The organism is Mesorhizobium sp. WSM4813 (assembly GCF_055811555.1).
The window spans coordinates 128965-144175 of sequence record NZ_JBVVQU010000005.1 but is presented as its reverse complement, the minus strand read 5'-3'; the positions used below and the strand labels follow the sequence as shown (position 1 = coordinate 144175).

The 15211-nt window shown below is 61.5% G+C and carries 21 protein-coding genes and 1 pseudogene; 14 read left to right on the top strand and 8 right to left on the bottom strand.

Going from position 1 to position 15211, the window contains the following annotated elements; all coding sequences use genetic code 11:
- Nucleotides 1–51: 51 nt before the first annotated feature.
- Complete coding sequence (locus AC0L25_RS04555) at nt 52–177, bottom strand: hypothetical protein (RefSeq protein WP_082982715.1); 126 nt, start codon at nt 175–177, stop codon at nt 52–54.
- A 203-nt stretch (nt 178–380) separates the two neighbouring features.
- Between AC0L25_RS04555 and AC0L25_RS04550 the strand changes: the two genes are divergently transcribed.
- Nucleotides 381–1190 carry a transglutaminase-like domain-containing protein gene (locus AC0L25_RS04550; RefSeq protein ID WP_473594373.1) on the top strand — a complete coding sequence of 270 codons (810 nt, stop codon included), beginning with the start codon at nt 381–383 and terminating at the stop codon, nt 1188–1190.
- Nucleotides 1191–1264: 74 nt separating this feature from the next.
- On the opposite strand, the gene AC0L25_RS04545 is transcribed toward AC0L25_RS04550, so the two are convergent.
- Nucleotides 1265–2851 (bottom strand): adenylate/guanylate cyclase domain-containing protein, encoded by a 1587-nt coding sequence (locus AC0L25_RS04545; RefSeq protein ID WP_473594372.1) that lies wholly within the window; start codon nt 2849–2851, stop codon nt 1265–1267.
- A 631-nt stretch (nt 2852–3482) separates the two neighbouring features.
- Here AC0L25_RS04545 and AC0L25_RS04540 point away from each other — a divergent pair.
- Entirely contained in the window at nt 3483–3887 is a 405-nt protein-coding gene (locus tag AC0L25_RS04540; RefSeq protein WP_473594371.1) for a GFA family protein, read from the top strand.
- A gap of 4 nt (nt 3888–3891) precedes the next feature.
- On the opposite strand, the gene AC0L25_RS04535 is transcribed toward AC0L25_RS04540, so the two are convergent.
- The gene (locus tag AC0L25_RS04535) at nt 3892–5166 is read right to left on the bottom strand and encodes a DNA recombination protein RmuC (protein WP_473594370.1); all 1275 of its coding nucleotides are present in this window, start codon (nt 5164–5166) and stop codon (nt 3892–3894) included.
- 104 nt (nt 5167–5270) lie between these two features.
- On the opposite strand from AC0L25_RS04535, the gene def reads away from it, so the two are divergent.
- The 5 genes from def (at nt 5271) to truA (ending at nt 8664) form a co-directional block, all read left to right on the top strand.
- Nucleotides 5271–5816, top strand: a complete 546-nt coding sequence (gene def / locus AC0L25_RS04530) for a peptide deformylase (RefSeq protein WP_473594369.1) — start codon at nt 5271–5273, stop codon at nt 5814–5816.
- Between the two features lie 274 nt (nt 5817–6090).
- The gene (locus AC0L25_RS04525) at nt 6091–6414 is read left to right on the top strand and encodes a plasmid stabilization protein (RefSeq protein ID WP_473594368.1); all 324 of its coding nucleotides are present in this window, start codon (nt 6091–6093) and stop codon (nt 6412–6414) included.
- Between the two features lie 32 nt (nt 6415–6446).
- Complete coding sequence (gene fmt, locus AC0L25_RS04520; protein WP_473594367.1) at nt 6447–7382, top strand: methionyl-tRNA formyltransferase; 936 nt, start codon at nt 6447–6449, stop codon at nt 7380–7382.
- Complete coding sequence (locus AC0L25_RS04515; protein ID WP_473594366.1) at nt 7379–7888, top strand: GNAT family N-acetyltransferase; 510 nt, start codon at nt 7379–7381, stop codon at nt 7886–7888. The genes fmt and AC0L25_RS04515 overlap by 4 nt, the downstream gene beginning before the upstream one ends.
- A gap of 17 nt (nt 7889–7905) precedes the next feature.
- On the top strand, nt 7906–8664 hold the full coding sequence (gene truA / locus AC0L25_RS04510; protein WP_473594365.1) for a tRNA pseudouridine(38-40) synthase TruA: 759 nt from the start codon (nt 7906–7908) through the stop codon (nt 8662–8664).
- Nucleotides 8665–8690: 26 nt separating this feature from the next.
- Here the strand turns inward: truA and AC0L25_RS04505 are convergent, their stop codons facing one another.
- From AC0L25_RS04505 to AC0L25_RS04485, 5 genes are all read right to left on the bottom strand, one after another.
- Nucleotides 8691–8993, bottom strand: a complete 303-nt coding sequence (locus AC0L25_RS04505; RefSeq protein WP_473594364.1) for a type II toxin-antitoxin system RelE/ParE family toxin — start codon at nt 8991–8993, stop codon at nt 8691–8693.
- Nucleotides 8990–9271, bottom strand: coding sequence for a type II toxin-antitoxin system ParD family antitoxin (locus AC0L25_RS04500; protein WP_473594363.1), 282 nt, complete (start codon nt 9269–9271; stop codon nt 8990–8992). The genes AC0L25_RS04505 and AC0L25_RS04500 overlap by 4 nt, the downstream gene beginning before the upstream one ends.
- An 85-nt stretch (nt 9272–9356) precedes the next feature.
- Nucleotides 9357–9962: a transporter gene (locus tag AC0L25_RS04495; protein ID WP_473594362.1), complete on the bottom strand. Its 606-nt coding sequence runs from the start codon at nt 9960–9962 to the stop codon at nt 9357–9359.
- Between the two features lie 2 nt (nt 9963–9964).
- Complete coding sequence (gene dapE, locus AC0L25_RS04490) at nt 9965–11164, bottom strand: succinyl-diaminopimelate desuccinylase (protein WP_473594402.1); 1200 nt, start codon at nt 11162–11164, stop codon at nt 9965–9967.
- Nucleotides 11165–11524: 360 nt separating this feature from the next.
- The gene (locus AC0L25_RS04485) at nt 11525–12088 is read right to left on the bottom strand and encodes a Crp/Fnr family transcriptional regulator (protein ID WP_473594361.1); all 564 of its coding nucleotides are present in this window, start codon (nt 12086–12088) and stop codon (nt 11525–11527) included.
- Nucleotides 12089–12531: 443 nt separating this feature from the next.
- Here AC0L25_RS04485 and AC0L25_RS04480 point away from each other — a divergent pair, with 443 nt between their 5' ends.
- The 7 genes and pseudogenes from AC0L25_RS04480 (at nt 12532) to AC0L25_RS04450 (ending at nt 15208) form a co-directional block, all read left to right on the top strand.
- Nucleotides 12532–12837 carry a circadian clock KaiB family protein gene (locus tag AC0L25_RS04480; RefSeq protein ID WP_473594360.1) on the top strand — a complete coding sequence of 102 codons (306 nt, stop codon included), beginning with the start codon at nt 12532–12534 and terminating at the stop codon, nt 12835–12837.
- A gap of 3 nt (nt 12838–12840) precedes the next feature.
- Complete coding sequence (locus AC0L25_RS04475) at nt 12841–13278, top strand: ATPase domain-containing protein (RefSeq protein WP_473594359.1); 438 nt, start codon at nt 12841–12843, stop codon at nt 13276–13278.
- Entirely contained in the window at nt 13250–13615 is a 366-nt protein-coding gene (locus tag AC0L25_RS04470) for an ATPase domain-containing protein (protein WP_473594358.1), read from the top strand. The genes AC0L25_RS04475 and AC0L25_RS04470 overlap by 29 nt, the downstream gene beginning before the upstream one ends.
- A gap of 26 nt (nt 13616–13641) precedes the next feature.
- Nucleotides 13642–13743 (top strand): annotated as a pseudogene (locus AC0L25_RS04465) (hypothetical protein); the annotation flags it as partial.
- 25 nt (nt 13744–13768) lie between these two features.
- Nucleotides 13769–14305: an ATPase domain-containing protein gene (locus tag AC0L25_RS04460; RefSeq protein WP_473594357.1), complete on the top strand. Its 537-nt coding sequence runs from the start codon at nt 13769–13771 to the stop codon at nt 14303–14305.
- 5 nt (nt 14306–14310) lie between these two features.
- Nucleotides 14311–14604: a PAS domain-containing protein gene (locus AC0L25_RS04455; protein WP_473594401.1), complete on the top strand. Its 294-nt coding sequence runs from the start codon at nt 14311–14313 to the stop codon at nt 14602–14604.
- 238 nt (nt 14605–14842) lie between these two features.
- Nucleotides 14843–15208 (top strand): hypothetical protein, encoded by a 366-nt coding sequence (locus tag AC0L25_RS04450; RefSeq protein ID WP_473594356.1) that lies wholly within the window; start codon nt 14843–14845, stop codon nt 15206–15208.
- Nucleotides 15209–15211: the final 3 nt, after the last annotated feature.

Here is a 15211-nt window from a genome sequence, read left to right as displayed (position 1 = left end):
GATTGGCCCTGAAATGCCGCCGGTCATGACCTCGCGTCGAAACGCCCAGGCTTACCTGTCCTTGAGTTTGGTCGCCTTGACGGGCGGCGCTTTCAGGGTCGGGGCAGCGGCGGGTTTCTTCGCGTCCTTCTTCGGCTTGCGGGCTTCTTTACCCGCCTTCATCGCACCTTTAGCCATGATTCGTTTCCTCCGGTTGTGGCGAGCGAAATGAACCAAGAGAAACGCGCGACCGCAAGAGCCATAATCTGGCGCCAGCCGGCGGCCGTCGACCGGTTTCTAATTCGCTCGTAAACCGCGTTGGTCCGTGCGATGATCTTTTTGCACTGCAGCAGCCCGTGCGTTCGCCGGGTGGCGATCCGGCAGGCCGGTCAGGACGGACAATGCGAATCCATATCGGCTGCGAGATGAGCTTCGATTTTCCGCAGGAAACGCCGCTGATCGCGATGCTCAACGTTCACTATTCCCGCGCGTCCGATCTCGAGCGGCCGGATTTTCTGACCTCGAACCCACCGGTGCCGATCGAGAGCTACCGCGACAGTTTCGGCAATTGGTGCAACCGTCTTGTCGCCCCGCCCGGGCGCTTCACCTTCGGCACGGACGCGGTGATCCGCGATACCGGCACTTTCGAGATGGGCGATCTGATGGCGTGGCAGCACGAGGTGCGCGACCTGCCGTCCGACACGCTGCTGTTCCTGCTGCCAAGCCGCTATTGCGAGAGCGACGTGCTGGCGAGCGAGGCGTGGCGGCTGTTCGGCCACACACCGCTCGGCATTCCACGCGTGCAGGCGGTCTGCGATTTCGTCCACAACCACATCATCTTCAATTACGGCAATGCGCGGCCGACGCGCACCGCGGCCGAGGCCTATCGTGAGCAAAGCGGCGTCTGCCGCGACTTCGCCCATCTCGCCGTCGCCTTCTGCCGCGCCTTGAACATCCCAACGCGCTACTGCACCGGCTACATCAGTGACATCGGCCTGCCGAAACCGTGGTCGGACATGGATTTTGCCGCCTGGATGGAGGTCTATCTCGGCGGCCGCTGGCATGCCTTCGATCCGCGCAACAATGCGCCGCGCATCGGCCGTATCCTGATCGCCTCCGGCCGCGACGCTGCCGATGTGCCGCTGACCCATATTTTCGGGCCGGGCACGCTGGCCGGTTTCAAGGTCTGGACGGAAGAGATCGTCGACTAGGCAGTGTGGACCGTTATCCACACGGCATGGAGATCACTTCGTTGAAGTCTCAAATGCGGTCAGACGTTTAAAACCTAAAAAGCGGCGGGCTTGCTTCGGATGGTTAAGGCCAGAAGTGCCTCCGAAAGTCGTTTCTTCGCCCGCTCGACCCCGTTCTCGTCGATTGCCTCAACGTCGAGGAACAAGTCGAGGCCGGTCGCGTGCTCGCTGATGACCTGAGGGCGCTGGGCCAGTTCACCCAGGAGGCCCTCGACTTCGTAGGGGACAACCTCCCGGCTGATCCCCTTCATGGCAATCGGTGCTAACGGACGCGCCCGGACAAGGTCGCGGACGAGCGCGTAAGTCTCATAGCTGAGGCAGATGCCGCCGGGCTCGGCGATCGACTGCAGACGGGCCGCCAAGTTCGCTTCGGCTCCGATGATCGTGTAGTCCATCCGATCATCGGAACCGAAGTTCCCAACATTGCAATAGCCCGTGTTGATGCCCATGCGAACTCGGAAGGGCCGTTCAACGCCGCGGTCATGCCACACCCTATTCAACTGCTCCAGCCGACGCTGCATGTCGACAGCCATGCGCAAGCAGGCTCTCGCGTCTTCCTCGACGCCTTGCGTCTCGGGGTCGCCGAAGAACACAAGAAGCGCGTCGCCGATGAACTTGTCGATGGTGCCGCCGTGTTTGAGCGCGATCGTCGACATCTCGGTGAAGTACTCGTTGAGGAGAAGTGTCAAGTCCTCGGGCTGGAGCCGTTCCACGATCGCGGTGAAATCCTTGACGTCGGAGAAAAAGATCGTGAGCTTCTTGCGCTCGGTCGCGATGGTGACGTCCTTCTGGCCGCTGAAGATGCTTTTGTAAATTTGAGGCGAAAGGTATTTGGCGATCTTCAATGAAATCGCGGCCAGGAAGTCGTTTGCCTCGGAAAGCTCTTTATTGATGCCCTGAACCAAGGCGGACTGCCGACGCTGCAGGAGAATGAACGTCAGGCCCGCCGCCGCCGCGAAGCCGAAATATAGGAGCAGATATTTGAAAGCGAGGACGTTCGCAGCGATGGGCTGATTGACTGATATCTCCTGGATCCCTCGGACATCCCCTACCTTCCAGTCCGTCTTGGGGCTGTCCGGGTGTGAGTTATGGCAGGTCACGCAGACTTGTCCCATTACAACCGGGGCCGCCGCGCGGACGTGCCGGTCAAACAGCGAACCCGAGACTTCGATGATCGGCTCCCTCGGGTTGGCGCGCAAAGCAAAGATTGCATTCCGCTCGAATGCATCGAGCTGATGGGGGTCGCGACCTTTGAAAGGTAGATCCGAGACGAACCGATATTTGACGGACCCGTCGTGAGCGCTGATGCGCTTGCCGAGTTCGATCGAGAGGGTTGCTGGAATAGGGATCGCGCCTGGCACGTCCCGGTAGTTGTGCGTCGCGGTCACGGCGTCGTCTGCTTGCAGGACGCGTCCCACGACTTCGCTGCCGTAGAATCCGCGCATTTCGTCGATGATCCGGCTGATTTCTCTGGCTTGCGTGCGCAGCATCCGTTCCGATAAGTCTCGGAGGTCGAGCCAGGCTGCGATGGGCAGACCTATAAGGCCGATGACCACTGCCGCCACCAGGAGCGGTCCCATGGTGCGCTGCTGACGCGCAATCTGTTCACCCAGTCCAGCCATTGTGCAAGCGCCCGGCAGTCATTGGTATCTGAATTATAGCTCATTCCCGGCACGGTACCTAGCGTCAGTCTTGGCTCGATGAAACACGTCAGCCCCCGCGACGACGGACCGACCTTGATCGGTTGTTGCTAAGCCCCACCCTCACAGCGGATTTCGCATTCTGGCGCTAGACGGGCAGTGAATCAGTGAGGGGGATGTGGCGAAGTCGGTGTGGCCCGGATGCGCTCCGCGATAACGGCTCAGGGGGTCAGAAGTTCACCTCCGGCAAGCTTGAGACTTCTGCGGCCGGAGAGCGCGTCGGAAAGGAAAGTGTCCCGCGAAGCGTATCCTTCGGCGTCCGGCCAACTGCGGACTGTTCTCACGCTTGGAGAAGGAACGCTCAAAGCCACCGTCCGACTCTCTAGGGCTTTGGCCTATCGCTTTGAACGACTGGACGGCTCGTGCGTTGTGCTGCGTGTGGAGCTTCGGCGCATGGATCGATAGGCTCACAGCGCATAGAACGAGGCAGCACACCATGGCGGCGTATGGCGGTTCCGAAAAGTGATCTACGCGGCGCTCGCGCACCATACTATCTATCCAAACGGGCGCACCTCGCTCAAGCATTGCCGAACGGATTTTGGGAGGAATGAAGATGAAGATCCACGGCGAGTGCCATTGCGGCGCCATCACCTATGAGGCGGAAGTCGATCCGGAAAAGACCACTATCTGCCACTGCACCGATTGCCAGCAACTGACGGGCACGGCCTTCCGCGTGACCGTGCCGGCGCCGGAGGACCACTACCGGATCACCAAGGGCACGCCGAAGATCTACATCAAGACCGCACCGAGCGGCGCCAGGCGCGCCCAGGCTTTTTGCGGCGAGTGCGGTTCGCATCTCTATGCCACGTCGGTCGGCGACGGGCCGAAAGTCTACGGCATCAGGGTCGGTACGGCGCGGCAGCGCGAACAACTGATCCCGAGAAAACAGATCTGGCACCGCTCGGCGCTGCACTGGCTGCCGGAATTCGAAGGCACGACGATCGTGGAGGAGCAGTAGCCTCTCAGTCGTCGCCTTCGACCACCCTTAGCCTCAGCTGTCCGGTCTTGGAGTCGGCGACGCGTGCGCCTGCTTCGGTCCTCGCGCCGGTCCCATGTGTCGTCCCGGCAGATCCGGCGTCTTCCTCCGTCGGCTGCGCGCCGAACTCCAGCGCCTCGATCTTCTGGCCGCGCTTGGTCACCTTCGACGTCGAGACGAGAATATCGTCGATATCCTTGGCCGACTGGCCGAAATGGCTCTGCAGCTTGCGCACCCGCTCGTCGAGGCGCGAGACATCCTCCATCAGCCGGATGACTTCGCCCTGGATCAGATGCGCCTGCTCGCGCATGCGGGCGTCCTTGAGAATCGCCTGGATGACCTGTATCGACAGCATCAGCAGCGACGGCGAGACGATGACGATGCGGGCGCGGTGCGCCTTGTGGACAATCCCTTCGAAATTCTCGTGGATCTCGGCAAACACCGATTCCGACGGCACGAACATGAAGGCGGTGTCCTGCGTCTCGCCCTGGATCAGGTATTTTTCGGAAATATCGCGGACATGCACCTCGATATCGCGCCGAAACGCTTGTGCGGCGACCTTCTGCAAATCGGCGCCTTCGGCGGCACGGATGGCGTTCCAGGCTTCCAGCGGAAACTTAGCGTCGATGGCAAGTGCGGGCGCGCCGTTCGGCATCTTCACCAGGCAGTCGGGGCGGCTGCCATTCGACAAAGTCGCCTGGAATTCATAAGCGCCGTGCGGCAGGCCATCGGCGACGATCGCCTCCATGCGCGACTGGCCGAAGGCGCCGCGCGTCTGTTTGTTGGAGAGGATTGCCTGAAGTTGCACGACCTGGCTGGCGAGCGACTGAATGTTGCCTTGCGCGGTATCGATGACCGCCAGCCGCTCCTGCAGTTTGGCGAGGCTCTCATGCGTCGATTTCGTCTGCTCGGTCATGGTCTGGCCGAGACGGCCGGTCATCGCGTCGAGACGCTGGCCGATCGACTGTGTGAGTTCCGCCTGCCGCGCCCCGAACACTTCGGCGATTGCGCCCATGCGGCCCTGCATCTCGGCCTGGCTTTGCAAGATGCCGGCCATCCGCGCCTCGGCGTCACGGGCGTGGTCGGCGGCCTCCGCAGCCGCCACCGTACGCGCCTTGGCCGAGCGCCAGAGCGCGACGATGAGTGCCACGAACAGGCCCAGAAACAGGGCCGCGCCGAGTGCCAGTGCGTGGCCGAGCGTGATCGTGGTGGCGCCGAGCCGGGCGATCGGTTCGGACAGGATGGTGGTCAAGTCGTTCATATGGGACAGCATAGATGATTCGGCCTGACGGCACAGATCAAAACGTGAACGCGCTTCGAATGCCCCGGTTGACGCTTTTCGTGCGAGGTCTTAGGTGAGACGCCATGTCGATCAAGCCGCTCATCATCCTTCCCGATCCCGTCCTGCGCCAGGTTTCAAAACCGGTCGAGCGCGTCGACGGCGCTTTGCGCAAACTGGCCGACGACATGCTGGAGACCATGTATGATGCGCCGGGCATCGGTCTGGCGGCGATCCAGGTCGGCGACCCGCTGCGCATGCTGGTGATCGACCTCGCCAAGGAAGACGAGACGCCGGCGCCGCATGTCTTCATCAATCCCGAGATCCTTGAGAGCGCCGATCAGCGCTCGGTCTACGAGGAGGGTTGCCTGTCGATCCCCGATTACTATGCCGAGGTCGAGCGCCCCGCCGCCGTGCGGGTGAAATATCTCGATCGCGACGGCAAACTTCAGGAGATCGAGGCCGAAGGGCTGATGGCGACCTGCCTGCAGCATGAGATCGACCATCTCAACGGCGTTCTTTTCATCGACCACATCTCGAAGCTGAAGCGCGACATGGTGGTGAAGAAGTTCAAGAAGCTCGCCAGGGAGAAGACGCCGGGCAGCAAGGCGCCGGGCAAGTTGGTGGGATAGGGCATTGTTCGAGTAGTTTGATGCTGAACCTTGCGAGACGTTGGGCGGGACAGCGCCCCCCTCTGTCCTGCTGGACATCTCCCCCACACGGGGGGAGATCGGCCGTCATCTCCGATTTCACCAATCTCCGAAATTGAAAGAAAGGCAGGACGGTGAAGCTGCCAATCTCCCCCAAGTGGGGAGATGCCCGGCAGGGCAGAGAGGGGCGCGAAGGATCGCCTTCCGCTTGAGTAAGGCCTCTCGCTATGATGTCATTGACAAGATGGAGACGCCGATGAGCGACTTGCTGGTCAGAAATATTCCCGAATCCTTGAAGCGGGAAATCGAGCAGGCGGCGCGAAAGAGCGGCCAGAGCCTGTCGGGCAAGGCGATCGCGCTTCTGCGCAAAGCCATGGTCGCCGAAAGGCAAGCCAGGCTGGAGCCGGGTCTTTCGGCATGGGACGCTATTCGCGCGACTTTCGCTGCTGAAAACGCAATTGGCGACGAATTCGCCAAGATCATGGACGAGATCGAAGCCGAAAGGAAACGCGACTTCGGTCGCCGACCCGCAATATCAGAGACTTCGACGGGCTTGAAGCGCGTGCCTGAGCCGACTTGACGGGGCAGGCAGAGGCCAGGATCAAGGAAAAAATGCCCCTGCGCGTCATCTTCATGGGTACGCCTGAATTCTCCGTGCCGACGCTGCGGGCGATCGCGGACGCCGGACATGAGATAGAAGCCGTCTATACCCAGCCGCCGCGCGCCGCCGGACGCCGCGGGCTGGAACTGACGCCGTCGCCGGTGCAGCGCGAGGCGGAGCGGCTGAGCATCGAGGTGCGGACGCCGGTGTCGCTGAAAAGCGAACCCGAGCAGCAGGCGCTCCGCGCCTTGCGGGCCGATGTTGCCGTCGTCGTCGCCTATGGCTTGCTGTTGCCCATACCCATTCTCGAGGCGCCGCGGCTCGGCTGCCTCAATGGTCACGCGTCGCTGTTGCCGCGCTGGCGCGGCGCCGCCCCCATCCAGCGCGCCATCATGGCCGGCGATACCGAGACAGGCATGATGGTCATGCGGATGGAAGAAGGCCTGGACACCGGCCCGGTGGCCATGGTCGAAAAATGCGCCATCGGACCCGATATGACGGCCGGCGACCTGCACGATCGATTGATGCTCATTGGCGCCTCGCTGATGGCGGAAGCGCTGGCACGGCTGGAACGGGATGCCCTGACATTTACGACTCAGGCGACGGTGGGGGTGACCTACGCCAAAAAGATCGATAAAGCGGAGACGCGCGTGGACTGGACGCGGCCTGCTGGCGAAGTCCACGATCATATTCGCGGCCTGTCGCCCTTTCCCGGCGCGTGGTGCGAGACCGAAATTGGCGGCCGCTTGGAGCGGCTGAAACTGCTTCGCTCGACGCTTTCGAATGGCGCCGGCGAGCCGGGAGGAATTCTCGACGACCGGCTGACGGTCGCCTGCGGGTCAGGCGCGATCAGGCTGGTCGAAGTTCAACGTGCGGGCGGAAGGCCCATTGCCGCGCAGGAGTTTCTGCACGGGGCCAAGCTCGAAAAAGGAATGAAATTCTCATGAGCATGATGTCGATACGCGCGGCAACGCCGCGGGACCGCGAGGCGATCCGCCTCGTCGAGGAACACGCCTTCGGCCAGCAGGCGGAGGCCGGACTGGTCGATGCGCTGGTCAGCGGCGGCGATGCCGTCGTCGAACTGGTGGCGGAAGAAGATGGACAGGTGGTCGGCCATATCCTGTTTTCGCGGCTTTTCGTGCAGAACGGCGGCAAGAGCTTTCCGGCGGTGGCGCTGGCGCCTCTGGCGGTCGAGCCTTCATTCCATGGCACCGGCATCGGCGGTGCGCTGGTCCGCGAGGCGCATATCCGCCTGAAGGACGCCGGCGAGGTGCTGGCGGTTGTGCTTGGCGATCCCGCTTATTATGGCCGCTTCGGCTACAGTCATGCGCGCGCCGAAAAGTTCGAAAGCGAGTACCAGGGCGACGCGCTGCAGGCACTGGCCTGGGGCGAGGCGCCTCAGACCGGCAAGCTGGTCTATGCTTCGGCCTTTAGCTCCGCGCTCGCCGCCTAACCTCATCCTGCTTAGGAATGCCGCGTTTTCGCCTCGACATCGAATATGACGGCAGCCTCTATGCCGGCTGGCAGCGCCAGGCAGACCAGCCTTCGGTGCAGCAGGCGATCGAACAGGCGATCGAGAAATTCTGCGGCGAACGGGTCTCGCTGCGCGGCGCCGGCCGCACCGATGCCGGCGTCCATGCGACCGGTCAGGTGGCGCATGTCGATCTCGTCAAGGCATGGCCTGATGACAAGGTGCGCGATGCCGTCAATGCGCACCTGCAAACGGCCAAGGCGCGCATCGCCATTCTCAAGGCGGCTGTCGTGCCTGATAGCTTCGACGCGCGTTTCTCGGCGATTGGCCGCCACTATCTCTATCGCATCGTCAACCGGCGCGCGCCGGCGGCACTCGACAAGGGCAAGATCTGGTGGGTGCCGAAGCGGCTCAACGCCGAGGCCATGCACGACGCGTCAAAGGTGCTGCTGGGGCGGCATGATTTCACCACGTTCCGCTCGACCCAGTGCCAGGCCGACAGCCCGATCAGGACGCTCGACCGGCTGGATGTCAGTCGGCTGGGTGATGTGATCGAAGTGCGAGCCTCGGCGCGCTCGTTCCTGCACAATCAGGTGCGCTCGATGGTCGGTTCGCTGAAGCGCGTCGGCGAAGGCGGTTGGACAATTGTCGACCTGAAGGCGGCGCTCGATGCGCGCGACCGTGCAGCCTGTGGCCAGGTCGCGCCGCCCGACGGACTTTTTCTTATCGGTGTGGATTACCCGCAGGCGTCCGGATGACGCGGCTAGATGTGCCGATCAGCCACCTAGGCCAGATCGTCCTGCCAATCGGCCCCGCCGTAGAACACGCGCAAAATCACCACGCGCTCGGACTCTACAATGAAGGCGATGGTGACGCGGCGTTCGAATCCGATGATGCGAAGCTCCTGCCGCACATCGTCGCGGCGCGTGCCTCGTTCGGAGCCGTATTCGAGCCGTTCGCAGAATGCCCGGATACGCTGGTCATAACGGTCGGCCGTGGCGGCACTGCTGGCTTCCGCAATGATGTCGTAAATCCGATCGAGATCGCCGCCTGCCTCCAGCGCATAAATGACGGCTCGACGCTTCACGCATTTCCCTGCAAGCGGGCCTTGTGGCGCTTGCGCGCCCGTTCGGCCATCTCCTCTGGCGAAATACCCCTACCAGGGTCTGCCTTCCAGGCGTCATAGGTCGGCGCGACTTCCTCGCGCAGCCAACGCTCCACGGCGGCATCGCGCTCTTGCAAGGCGCGAAGCCCAGCGCGGATGACTTCGCTGCTGGTTGCATAGGTCCCGGACTGAACGAGCCGATCGATAAAAGCGGCTTGCTCGGCCGGTAGGCTGAAAGTGCGTTTTTCAGTAGCGGACATTATTCCTCCTATGAGGGACCAGTATGATATTATCATACCCGTCGCGAAACCGCACCAGGATTTCGGATAAATCCACTTAGATGCTTCAAGTCCCGGTCGCGCTCGGCGCACCGATGCCGAGCAGCGCCTGCAGGCCGAACAGAACGACCAGCGACGCCACGAACATGCCGGCGAAGACGGCGGTGCCGACAGCCGCGCCCCTGCCGATGGCGACGTTTGTCATCCGCCAGGTCAGTATCATCGACAGCGCAAACAAAAGCAGCGACGCCAATACGGCGAACTCGTTGGTGGACGGCAGGAAAAGCCTGATCAACGCCGCTGGCAGCATCATCCAGGCGATGATCGCCGACGCCCAGTTGCTGGCGACGACATAGTGGACGAAGCGCCCGCCAATGCCGGCCCGCGGCGCGACCAGGGCAAGACCGGCGAGCGGCAACACCCAGGCGCCGATGTCGACCGTCGCCAGCCGGATCAGCATGCTGAAGCGCCCCGCGAATGCATTCGGATCGCCGATCTCATTGGCAAGGCCGACCCAGCCGACGATCAGCGCCGGTGCCGCGACGATGATGGCGAAGAAGGAATTCCAGAAACCGTCGGCCGAAAGGTCGAGCTGGCGCAGCCCGTCGGCCTTACCTAGCATCAGTCGCCAGGCGCCGGTCAGCGAAGCATAAGTTTCATCCGACGAAAGCATGATTACGATGCGCCTTGATCGAACCAGTCTTCGATGAAGCGCTGATAGATCTGCGTCAGCGTCTCGAGGTCGGCAAGCGCGACGCGTTCATCGACCATGTGCATGGTCTTGCCGACCAGCCCGAACTCGACCACCGGACAATAGTCCTTGATGAAGCGCGCGTCGGAGGTGCCGCCGGAGGTGGAAAGCGCCGGCTTCCTGCCGATCACCGCCTTGACCGAACCGCTGAGCGCTTCGATCAGCCGGTCGTCGCGGGTGAGGAAGACGTGGCTCGGCCGATCGCGCCAGACGAGCTCGTAATCGACTGGCGTCGTCTTGCCGGCCCGATACTTCTTGCGCTTCGCGGCCTTGTCGAGACGGTTGTGGATTTCCGCCTGTATGGTCTCGGCGGTCCATGTGTCGTTGAAGCGGATGTTGAAGGTGGCGGTCGCCTTTGCCGGAATGACATTGGTGGCTGGATTGCCGACATCGATCGAGGTCACCTCCAGATTGGTCGGCTGGAAGTCCTTGGTGCCTCTGTCGAAGACCGGATGCAGCAAGGCGTCGACCAGCGTCATCAGCCCGCGCACCGGGTTGTCGGCAAGCTGCGGATAGGCCGCGTGGCCCTGGCGGCCGTTGACGATGATGCTGCCGGACAAAGAGCCGCGCCGACCGATCTTGATCATGTCGCCCAACGCGTCGGGATTGGTCGGCTCGCCGACGATAGACGCGTCCCATTTCTCGCCCTTGGCGGCCGCCCATTCGAGCAGCTTTGTCGTGCCGTTGATGGCCGGCCCTTCTTCATCGCCGGTGATCAGCAGCGAGACCGAGCCTTTCAGGCCGCCTTTCGACTCGAAATGGCGCGCCACCGCGGCGATGAAACAGGCGATGCCACCCTTCATGTCGACGGCACCGCGACCGAACATCTCGCCTTTGACGATCTCGGCGGCGAAAGGCGGATGCGTCCATGAGGCCTCGTCGCCGACCGGCACCACGTCGGTATGCCCGGCGAACATCAGGTGCGGACCATTGCCGGAGCGCCGCGCATAGAGATTTTCGATATCGGGTGTGCCGTCCTCGGAAAACACCGGGCGCTCGACGGAAAAGCCGAGTGGTTTCAGCATTTTTTCCAGTGTGCTCAGTGCCCCGCCCTCAATGGGCGTCACCGAGGGGCAGCGGATGAGGGCGGCGAGATTTGCAGCGGGATCGGTCGGCAACGTCATGGCAAAGCGATAGTCGAAAGCGCAAGGCCTGTCACGGCCAGACATAAGGGCCAGCCATCCCGCCAAGATTATGGTTTTCATGCCGTATAGTCGCAGGCCAAGGCAGCATCATCGGATGGCTAGGAGCTGACCGCTACCGTAACGTCGCCGCATTCTTGCTCGTCACTGCTGACCGAGATGGCGATCGGGCCGGATCACGCCCACGGGATCACCATCATGACAAGCCACAGTCGCCTGTGGGGACGGTGGCTTATGGAATCGAACGGCTTTGAAATGGAACGCCTTTGGCGATCACAGGCGTTCGATGGCCTTAGGCGCGTGCTTGTTCGGGTTATCTGAGGTCGGGCAAGTTGCGAGCTCTCATTTAGGAGCCAGACCATTTTCCTCCGCCGGATAAACTCCCTTCAGCACATCATCGAAATGGCGGCTCGTGGCGGAATTGCACTCGCAGGCAAGTGCGCGGAGCCCATCGACATCGCGAATATTCATTCTGGCGCGCCGTGTTTCGACGACTCCTCGCCGTCTGAGATCATGAATGATGCGGCTCAAGTAGCTGCGGCCCACGCCGAGCATCGCCGCGAGTTGCTCCTGGGTTAAGGCTATATCGGAATCGCCGGATCGCTCGATAGCGGCGAGCAGCCACCTTGCGGTGCGCTGTTCAATCGAATGTGCGGCATTGCAGGCAACCGACTGGAATACCTGCGCCATGAGGCAATCGGCGTAACGCGCGAACAGGTGGTGTAGCGTCAGTGAGCGTGCCTTCGCATCTTCGAGATGATGCAAGCCGATCCGAAAAAATGAACCGCCCAACTGCACTTCAGCGCGAGAGTAAGCCGGCAGCCTGCCCTGACTCACGATACCACCGATTGCTCCTTCACGGCCTACGAGAGCGGTCTCGATCGCGCGACCGTCGGCGAGAACCACCAGATATGAAATCAGGCTAGACCCGCGAGGGAAGTAGGCGTGCCGAACGGTGTCACCCGGCTCATGCAAAATCGTGCCGGTCGGAGCTGTCCAATCTTCCAGCTTTGGCTGTAGAATTGCCCAATCATCCGCTTTGAGCGCCCGAAGCAGGTTATTTCATGCAATATCAGACGCTTCCTGGATCCGAATATTCATCACACCACCCGCACCACGCTTCTTACCAATAACGCACATACGGCAGAAGTGTCCACTAGTGCGCAGACGGGGTCCATCCTTTGTGTCAACAGGTACAACAAGGGCGCTGATCAGGCCTGGTGTGAGCGCGCGCGGCGGCGCGGCGACTTCCAAGACGCGACCTGTTTGGAAGACAAGAATGCCTATGTGGCACTTGGCGGGCCGCCCTCAGCACGCCGCAAGAACCCTTATGCAGGCGGGCCTGAAACATGAGCTTGAAACATCTTGCCGGCCCGCAATTCAGCAGCCTGCTGCGGCTGTATGTGGCCGGAGATTCGCCCGGTGCCCGCCGAGCCCGGGAGAGTCGGCTTCAAATTCTCGAAGAGTTGAAGGGCAAAATCGAGATTGAGATTATCGACATTCTCGTCCGGCCGGAGGAGGCAGAGAAGGGGGGCATCCTTGCCACACCAACCATTTCCGATGAATCCGTCAGCCCGCCCCGCCGCCTGGTCGGCGACATCAGCAACGTCGCACAGGTTCTCGAGTATTTCGGTTTCCGCAAAAAAGGACAGTGAACCATGACCGCAGAGGAAACTCTCATCGATCCTGTGCTCCAACGCGTCAAGACCGGCATTGAGGCATTCGACGACTTGGTGATGGGCGGATTGCCGCGTGGCCGCACCACTGTTGTCGGGGGCACGCCCGGCAGCGGCAAAACAGTGTTTGCCACGCAATTCCTGGCTCATGGCATTACTGATCTCAACGAGCCAGGCGTCTTTGTCACGTTCGAGGAATCACCTGCCGAGATCGAGGTCAACATGGCAAGCTTTGGCTGGGAGATAGGCCGGTGGCGCGAGCAAAACAAGCTCGCCTTTGTCGATGCCAGCCCGCGCCAATCGGACCAGATCGTAGTGGGTGATTTTGATCTAGCGGGATTGCTGACGCGTGTCCTGCACGCCGCCAAGAGTGCCAAGGCCAAGCGAAATCGTGCTCGATTCGATCACCCAGCTCTTTGACCATTTCGTCGGCGATCAGAAAACGGTGCGCCGGGAACTCCTACGCATTGCGACCGCCCTAAAGAAGGAGGGCTTAACTGTCCTTATGACGTCCGAGCGCAACAGCGAATATGGGGAAATCTCGCGCCACCGGATCGAGGAGTTCGTGGCCGACGCCGTGGTCATCTTGCGCAATGCGCTCGACCGTGAACGCCGCCGCCGCACGATCGAATCAAGATGCGCGGCAGCCGACATGTCGAAGGCGAGGTGCCGATCACGCTGGTCAGGGAGCAAGGAATTGTGGCTGTGCCTCTGTCGTCGCTGCGTCTTGAACAGCAATCCAGTACGAAGCGAGTGACCAGCGGCAACTACGAACTGGACAAGATGAGCAGCGGTGGCTTTTTCCGAGATAGCGTGACGCTTGTCAGCGGCGCGACTGGAACCGGCAAGTTTCTTGCCGGCGGTGTTGCGGCTGGCGAGCGTGCCTTGCTGGTCGGCTATGAGGAAAGCCGTGGCCAGCTCTTCAGAAACGCACACAGCTGGGGGGGTCGACTTCGAGGCAATGGAAGCGGAAGGCCGCCTCAAAGTGGTCTGCCTCTATCCGGAAGCCCAGAGCTTGCCCGATCACCTGCTGATGATTCGAGAGCTTGTCGAGGAGTTCAAACCTGATCGACTAGCCATCGACAGCCTCTCGGCTTTGGAACGCGTCGCGCCCGAAACTGGATTTCGCGAGTTCCTGATCAGCGTCACCTCTTTCGTCAAGAAGCGTGAGATTGCGGGACTTTGCACAGCCACTGACACATCGTTGGTGGGTGGCCATTCCGCCAGCGAACAACACATCTCGACGCTCACCGATTCTATCATCCTGTTGCGCTACATTCAGGAAGCTGAGTTCATGCATCGCGGCCTAATGGTGTTGAAGATGCGTGGCAGCGAACACGACAAGCAAATCCGACGCTTCACAATCGACGGCAAAGGGATGCACCTCGGAGCGCCCCTGACTGGGGCGCCGGACGTGTTCCAGGGTCCTCCGATAACCAAGGCTTGATCAACATGAGCGGTTGTAGCGCGCTTAAGCAGACAGTGGCCGAAATTCTACGCTGCGAGGAGAATCCAAGCCAGACGAGCATCAGTCAGCCGAGCTTTCGGCTGCTGATCGAAAATACGGCGGACGGCGTGTTGGTTGTCGATCTCGCTGGCGCGGTGCTTTACGCCAATCCAGCCGCCGCACGGATCTTCGGCAAACGACCCGAACACCTTCTTCACGTTCCGCTCGGTCGTCCGTTGTCTCAGGCGAGACGGCCGAAATCACCGTACATCGTCCGGTCGGAAAGCCAGCAGACGTAGAGATGCGGGTGGTAGAGGTAACTTGGGACGGCAAACCGGCGCTTCTGGCGAGCCTCCGTGATGTATCGGCGCGACGCGCGCAGGAAGAGCGTCAGCGTCAATCACAGAAGCTGGAGCGATCGGCCGCCTAACGGCCGGCATTGTTCATGATTTTAAGAATCTGATCGCCGCGTTCGAGTCTGGGCTGCGGCTGCTGGAAAAGCAGATCGCTTTAGATCCAAAGGATCCCAACGTCGCCATGCTCATCGAAGAAATGCACAGACGAACCCAAAATGGCAGTGCATTGACGCAGCAGTTGCTCGCATTCTCGCGCCGACAATCTATCGTCCCTCGGACCGTCGATCTCAACGAAAGGATCAGCTCTCTTACCAGTCTTCTCGAGCGGACTCTTGGCAGCGGCGTCAAGGTCCAATGCGACTTGGATCCGACGCTCGGCCCTATTCCCATCGACGCGAACCAGCTCGACGTTGCCATCCTCAATCTCGCCGTCAATGCCAGGGATGCCATGGCGGGCAGCGGCACGCTTACGATCGAGACAAACGATGTCCCAGACGATCTAGAAGACATGCCCGCTATTGCTGCACGTCAAGAGCGGCGCGACTGAAGC

Bases quoted from the DNA above. Each gene is read 5' to 3' on its own strand.
- AC0L25_RS04495 (WP_473594362.1), bottom strand. From the start codon at position 9,962: ATGCTTTCGTCGGATGAAACTTATGCTTCGCTGACCGGCGCCTGGCGA.
- AC0L25_RS04555 (WP_082982715.1), bottom strand. From the start codon at position 177: ATGGCTAAAGGTGCGATGAAGGCGGGTAAAGAAGCCCGCAAGCCGAAG.
- AC0L25_RS04455 (WP_473594401.1), top strand. From the start codon at position 14,311: ATGAGCGGTTGTAGCGCGCTTAAGCAGACAGTGGCCGAAATTCTACGC.
- fmt (WP_473594367.1), top strand. From the start codon at position 6,447: ATGCCCCTGCGCGTCATCTTCATGGGTACGCCTGAATTCTCCGTGCCG.
- AC0L25_RS04475 (WP_473594359.1), top strand. From the start codon at position 12,841: ATGACCGCAGAGGAAACTCTCATCGATCCTGTGCTCCAACGCGTCAAG.
- AC0L25_RS04550 (WP_473594373.1), top strand. From the start codon at position 381: ATGCGAATCCATATCGGCTGCGAGATGAGCTTCGATTTTCCGCAGGAA.
- dapE (WP_473594402.1), bottom strand. From the start codon at position 11,164: ATGACGTTGCCGACCGATCCCGCTGCAAATCTCGCCGCCCTCATCCGC.
- AC0L25_RS04515 (WP_473594366.1), top strand. From the start codon at position 7,379: ATGAGCATGATGTCGATACGCGCGGCAACGCCGCGGGACCGCGAGGCG.
- AC0L25_RS04450 (WP_473594356.1), top strand. From the start codon at position 14,843: ATGCTCATCGAAGAAATGCACAGACGAACCCAAAATGGCAGTGCATTG.
- AC0L25_RS04545 (WP_473594372.1), bottom strand. From the start codon at position 2,851: ATGGCTGGACTGGGTGAACAGATTGCGCGTCAGCAGCGCACCATGGGA.
- AC0L25_RS04480 (WP_473594360.1), top strand. From the start codon at position 12,532: ATGAGCTTGAAACATCTTGCCGGCCCGCAATTCAGCAGCCTGCTGCGG.
- AC0L25_RS04540 (WP_473594371.1), top strand. From the start codon at position 3,483: ATGAAGATCCACGGCGAGTGCCATTGCGGCGCCATCACCTATGAGGCG.
- truA (WP_473594365.1), top strand. From the start codon at position 7,906: ATGCCGCGTTTTCGCCTCGACATCGAATATGACGGCAGCCTCTATGCC.
- AC0L25_RS04535 (WP_473594370.1), bottom strand. From the start codon at position 5,166: ATGAACGACTTGACCACCATCCTGTCCGAACCGATCGCCCGGCTCGGC.
- AC0L25_RS04525 (WP_473594368.1), top strand. From the start codon at position 6,091: ATGAGCGACTTGCTGGTCAGAAATATTCCCGAATCCTTGAAGCGGGAA.
- AC0L25_RS04500 (WP_473594363.1), bottom strand. From the start codon at position 9,271: ATGTCCGCTACTGAAAAACGCACTTTCAGCCTACCGGCCGAGCAAGCC.
- def (WP_473594369.1), top strand. From the start codon at position 5,271: ATGTCGATCAAGCCGCTCATCATCCTTCCCGATCCCGTCCTGCGCCAG.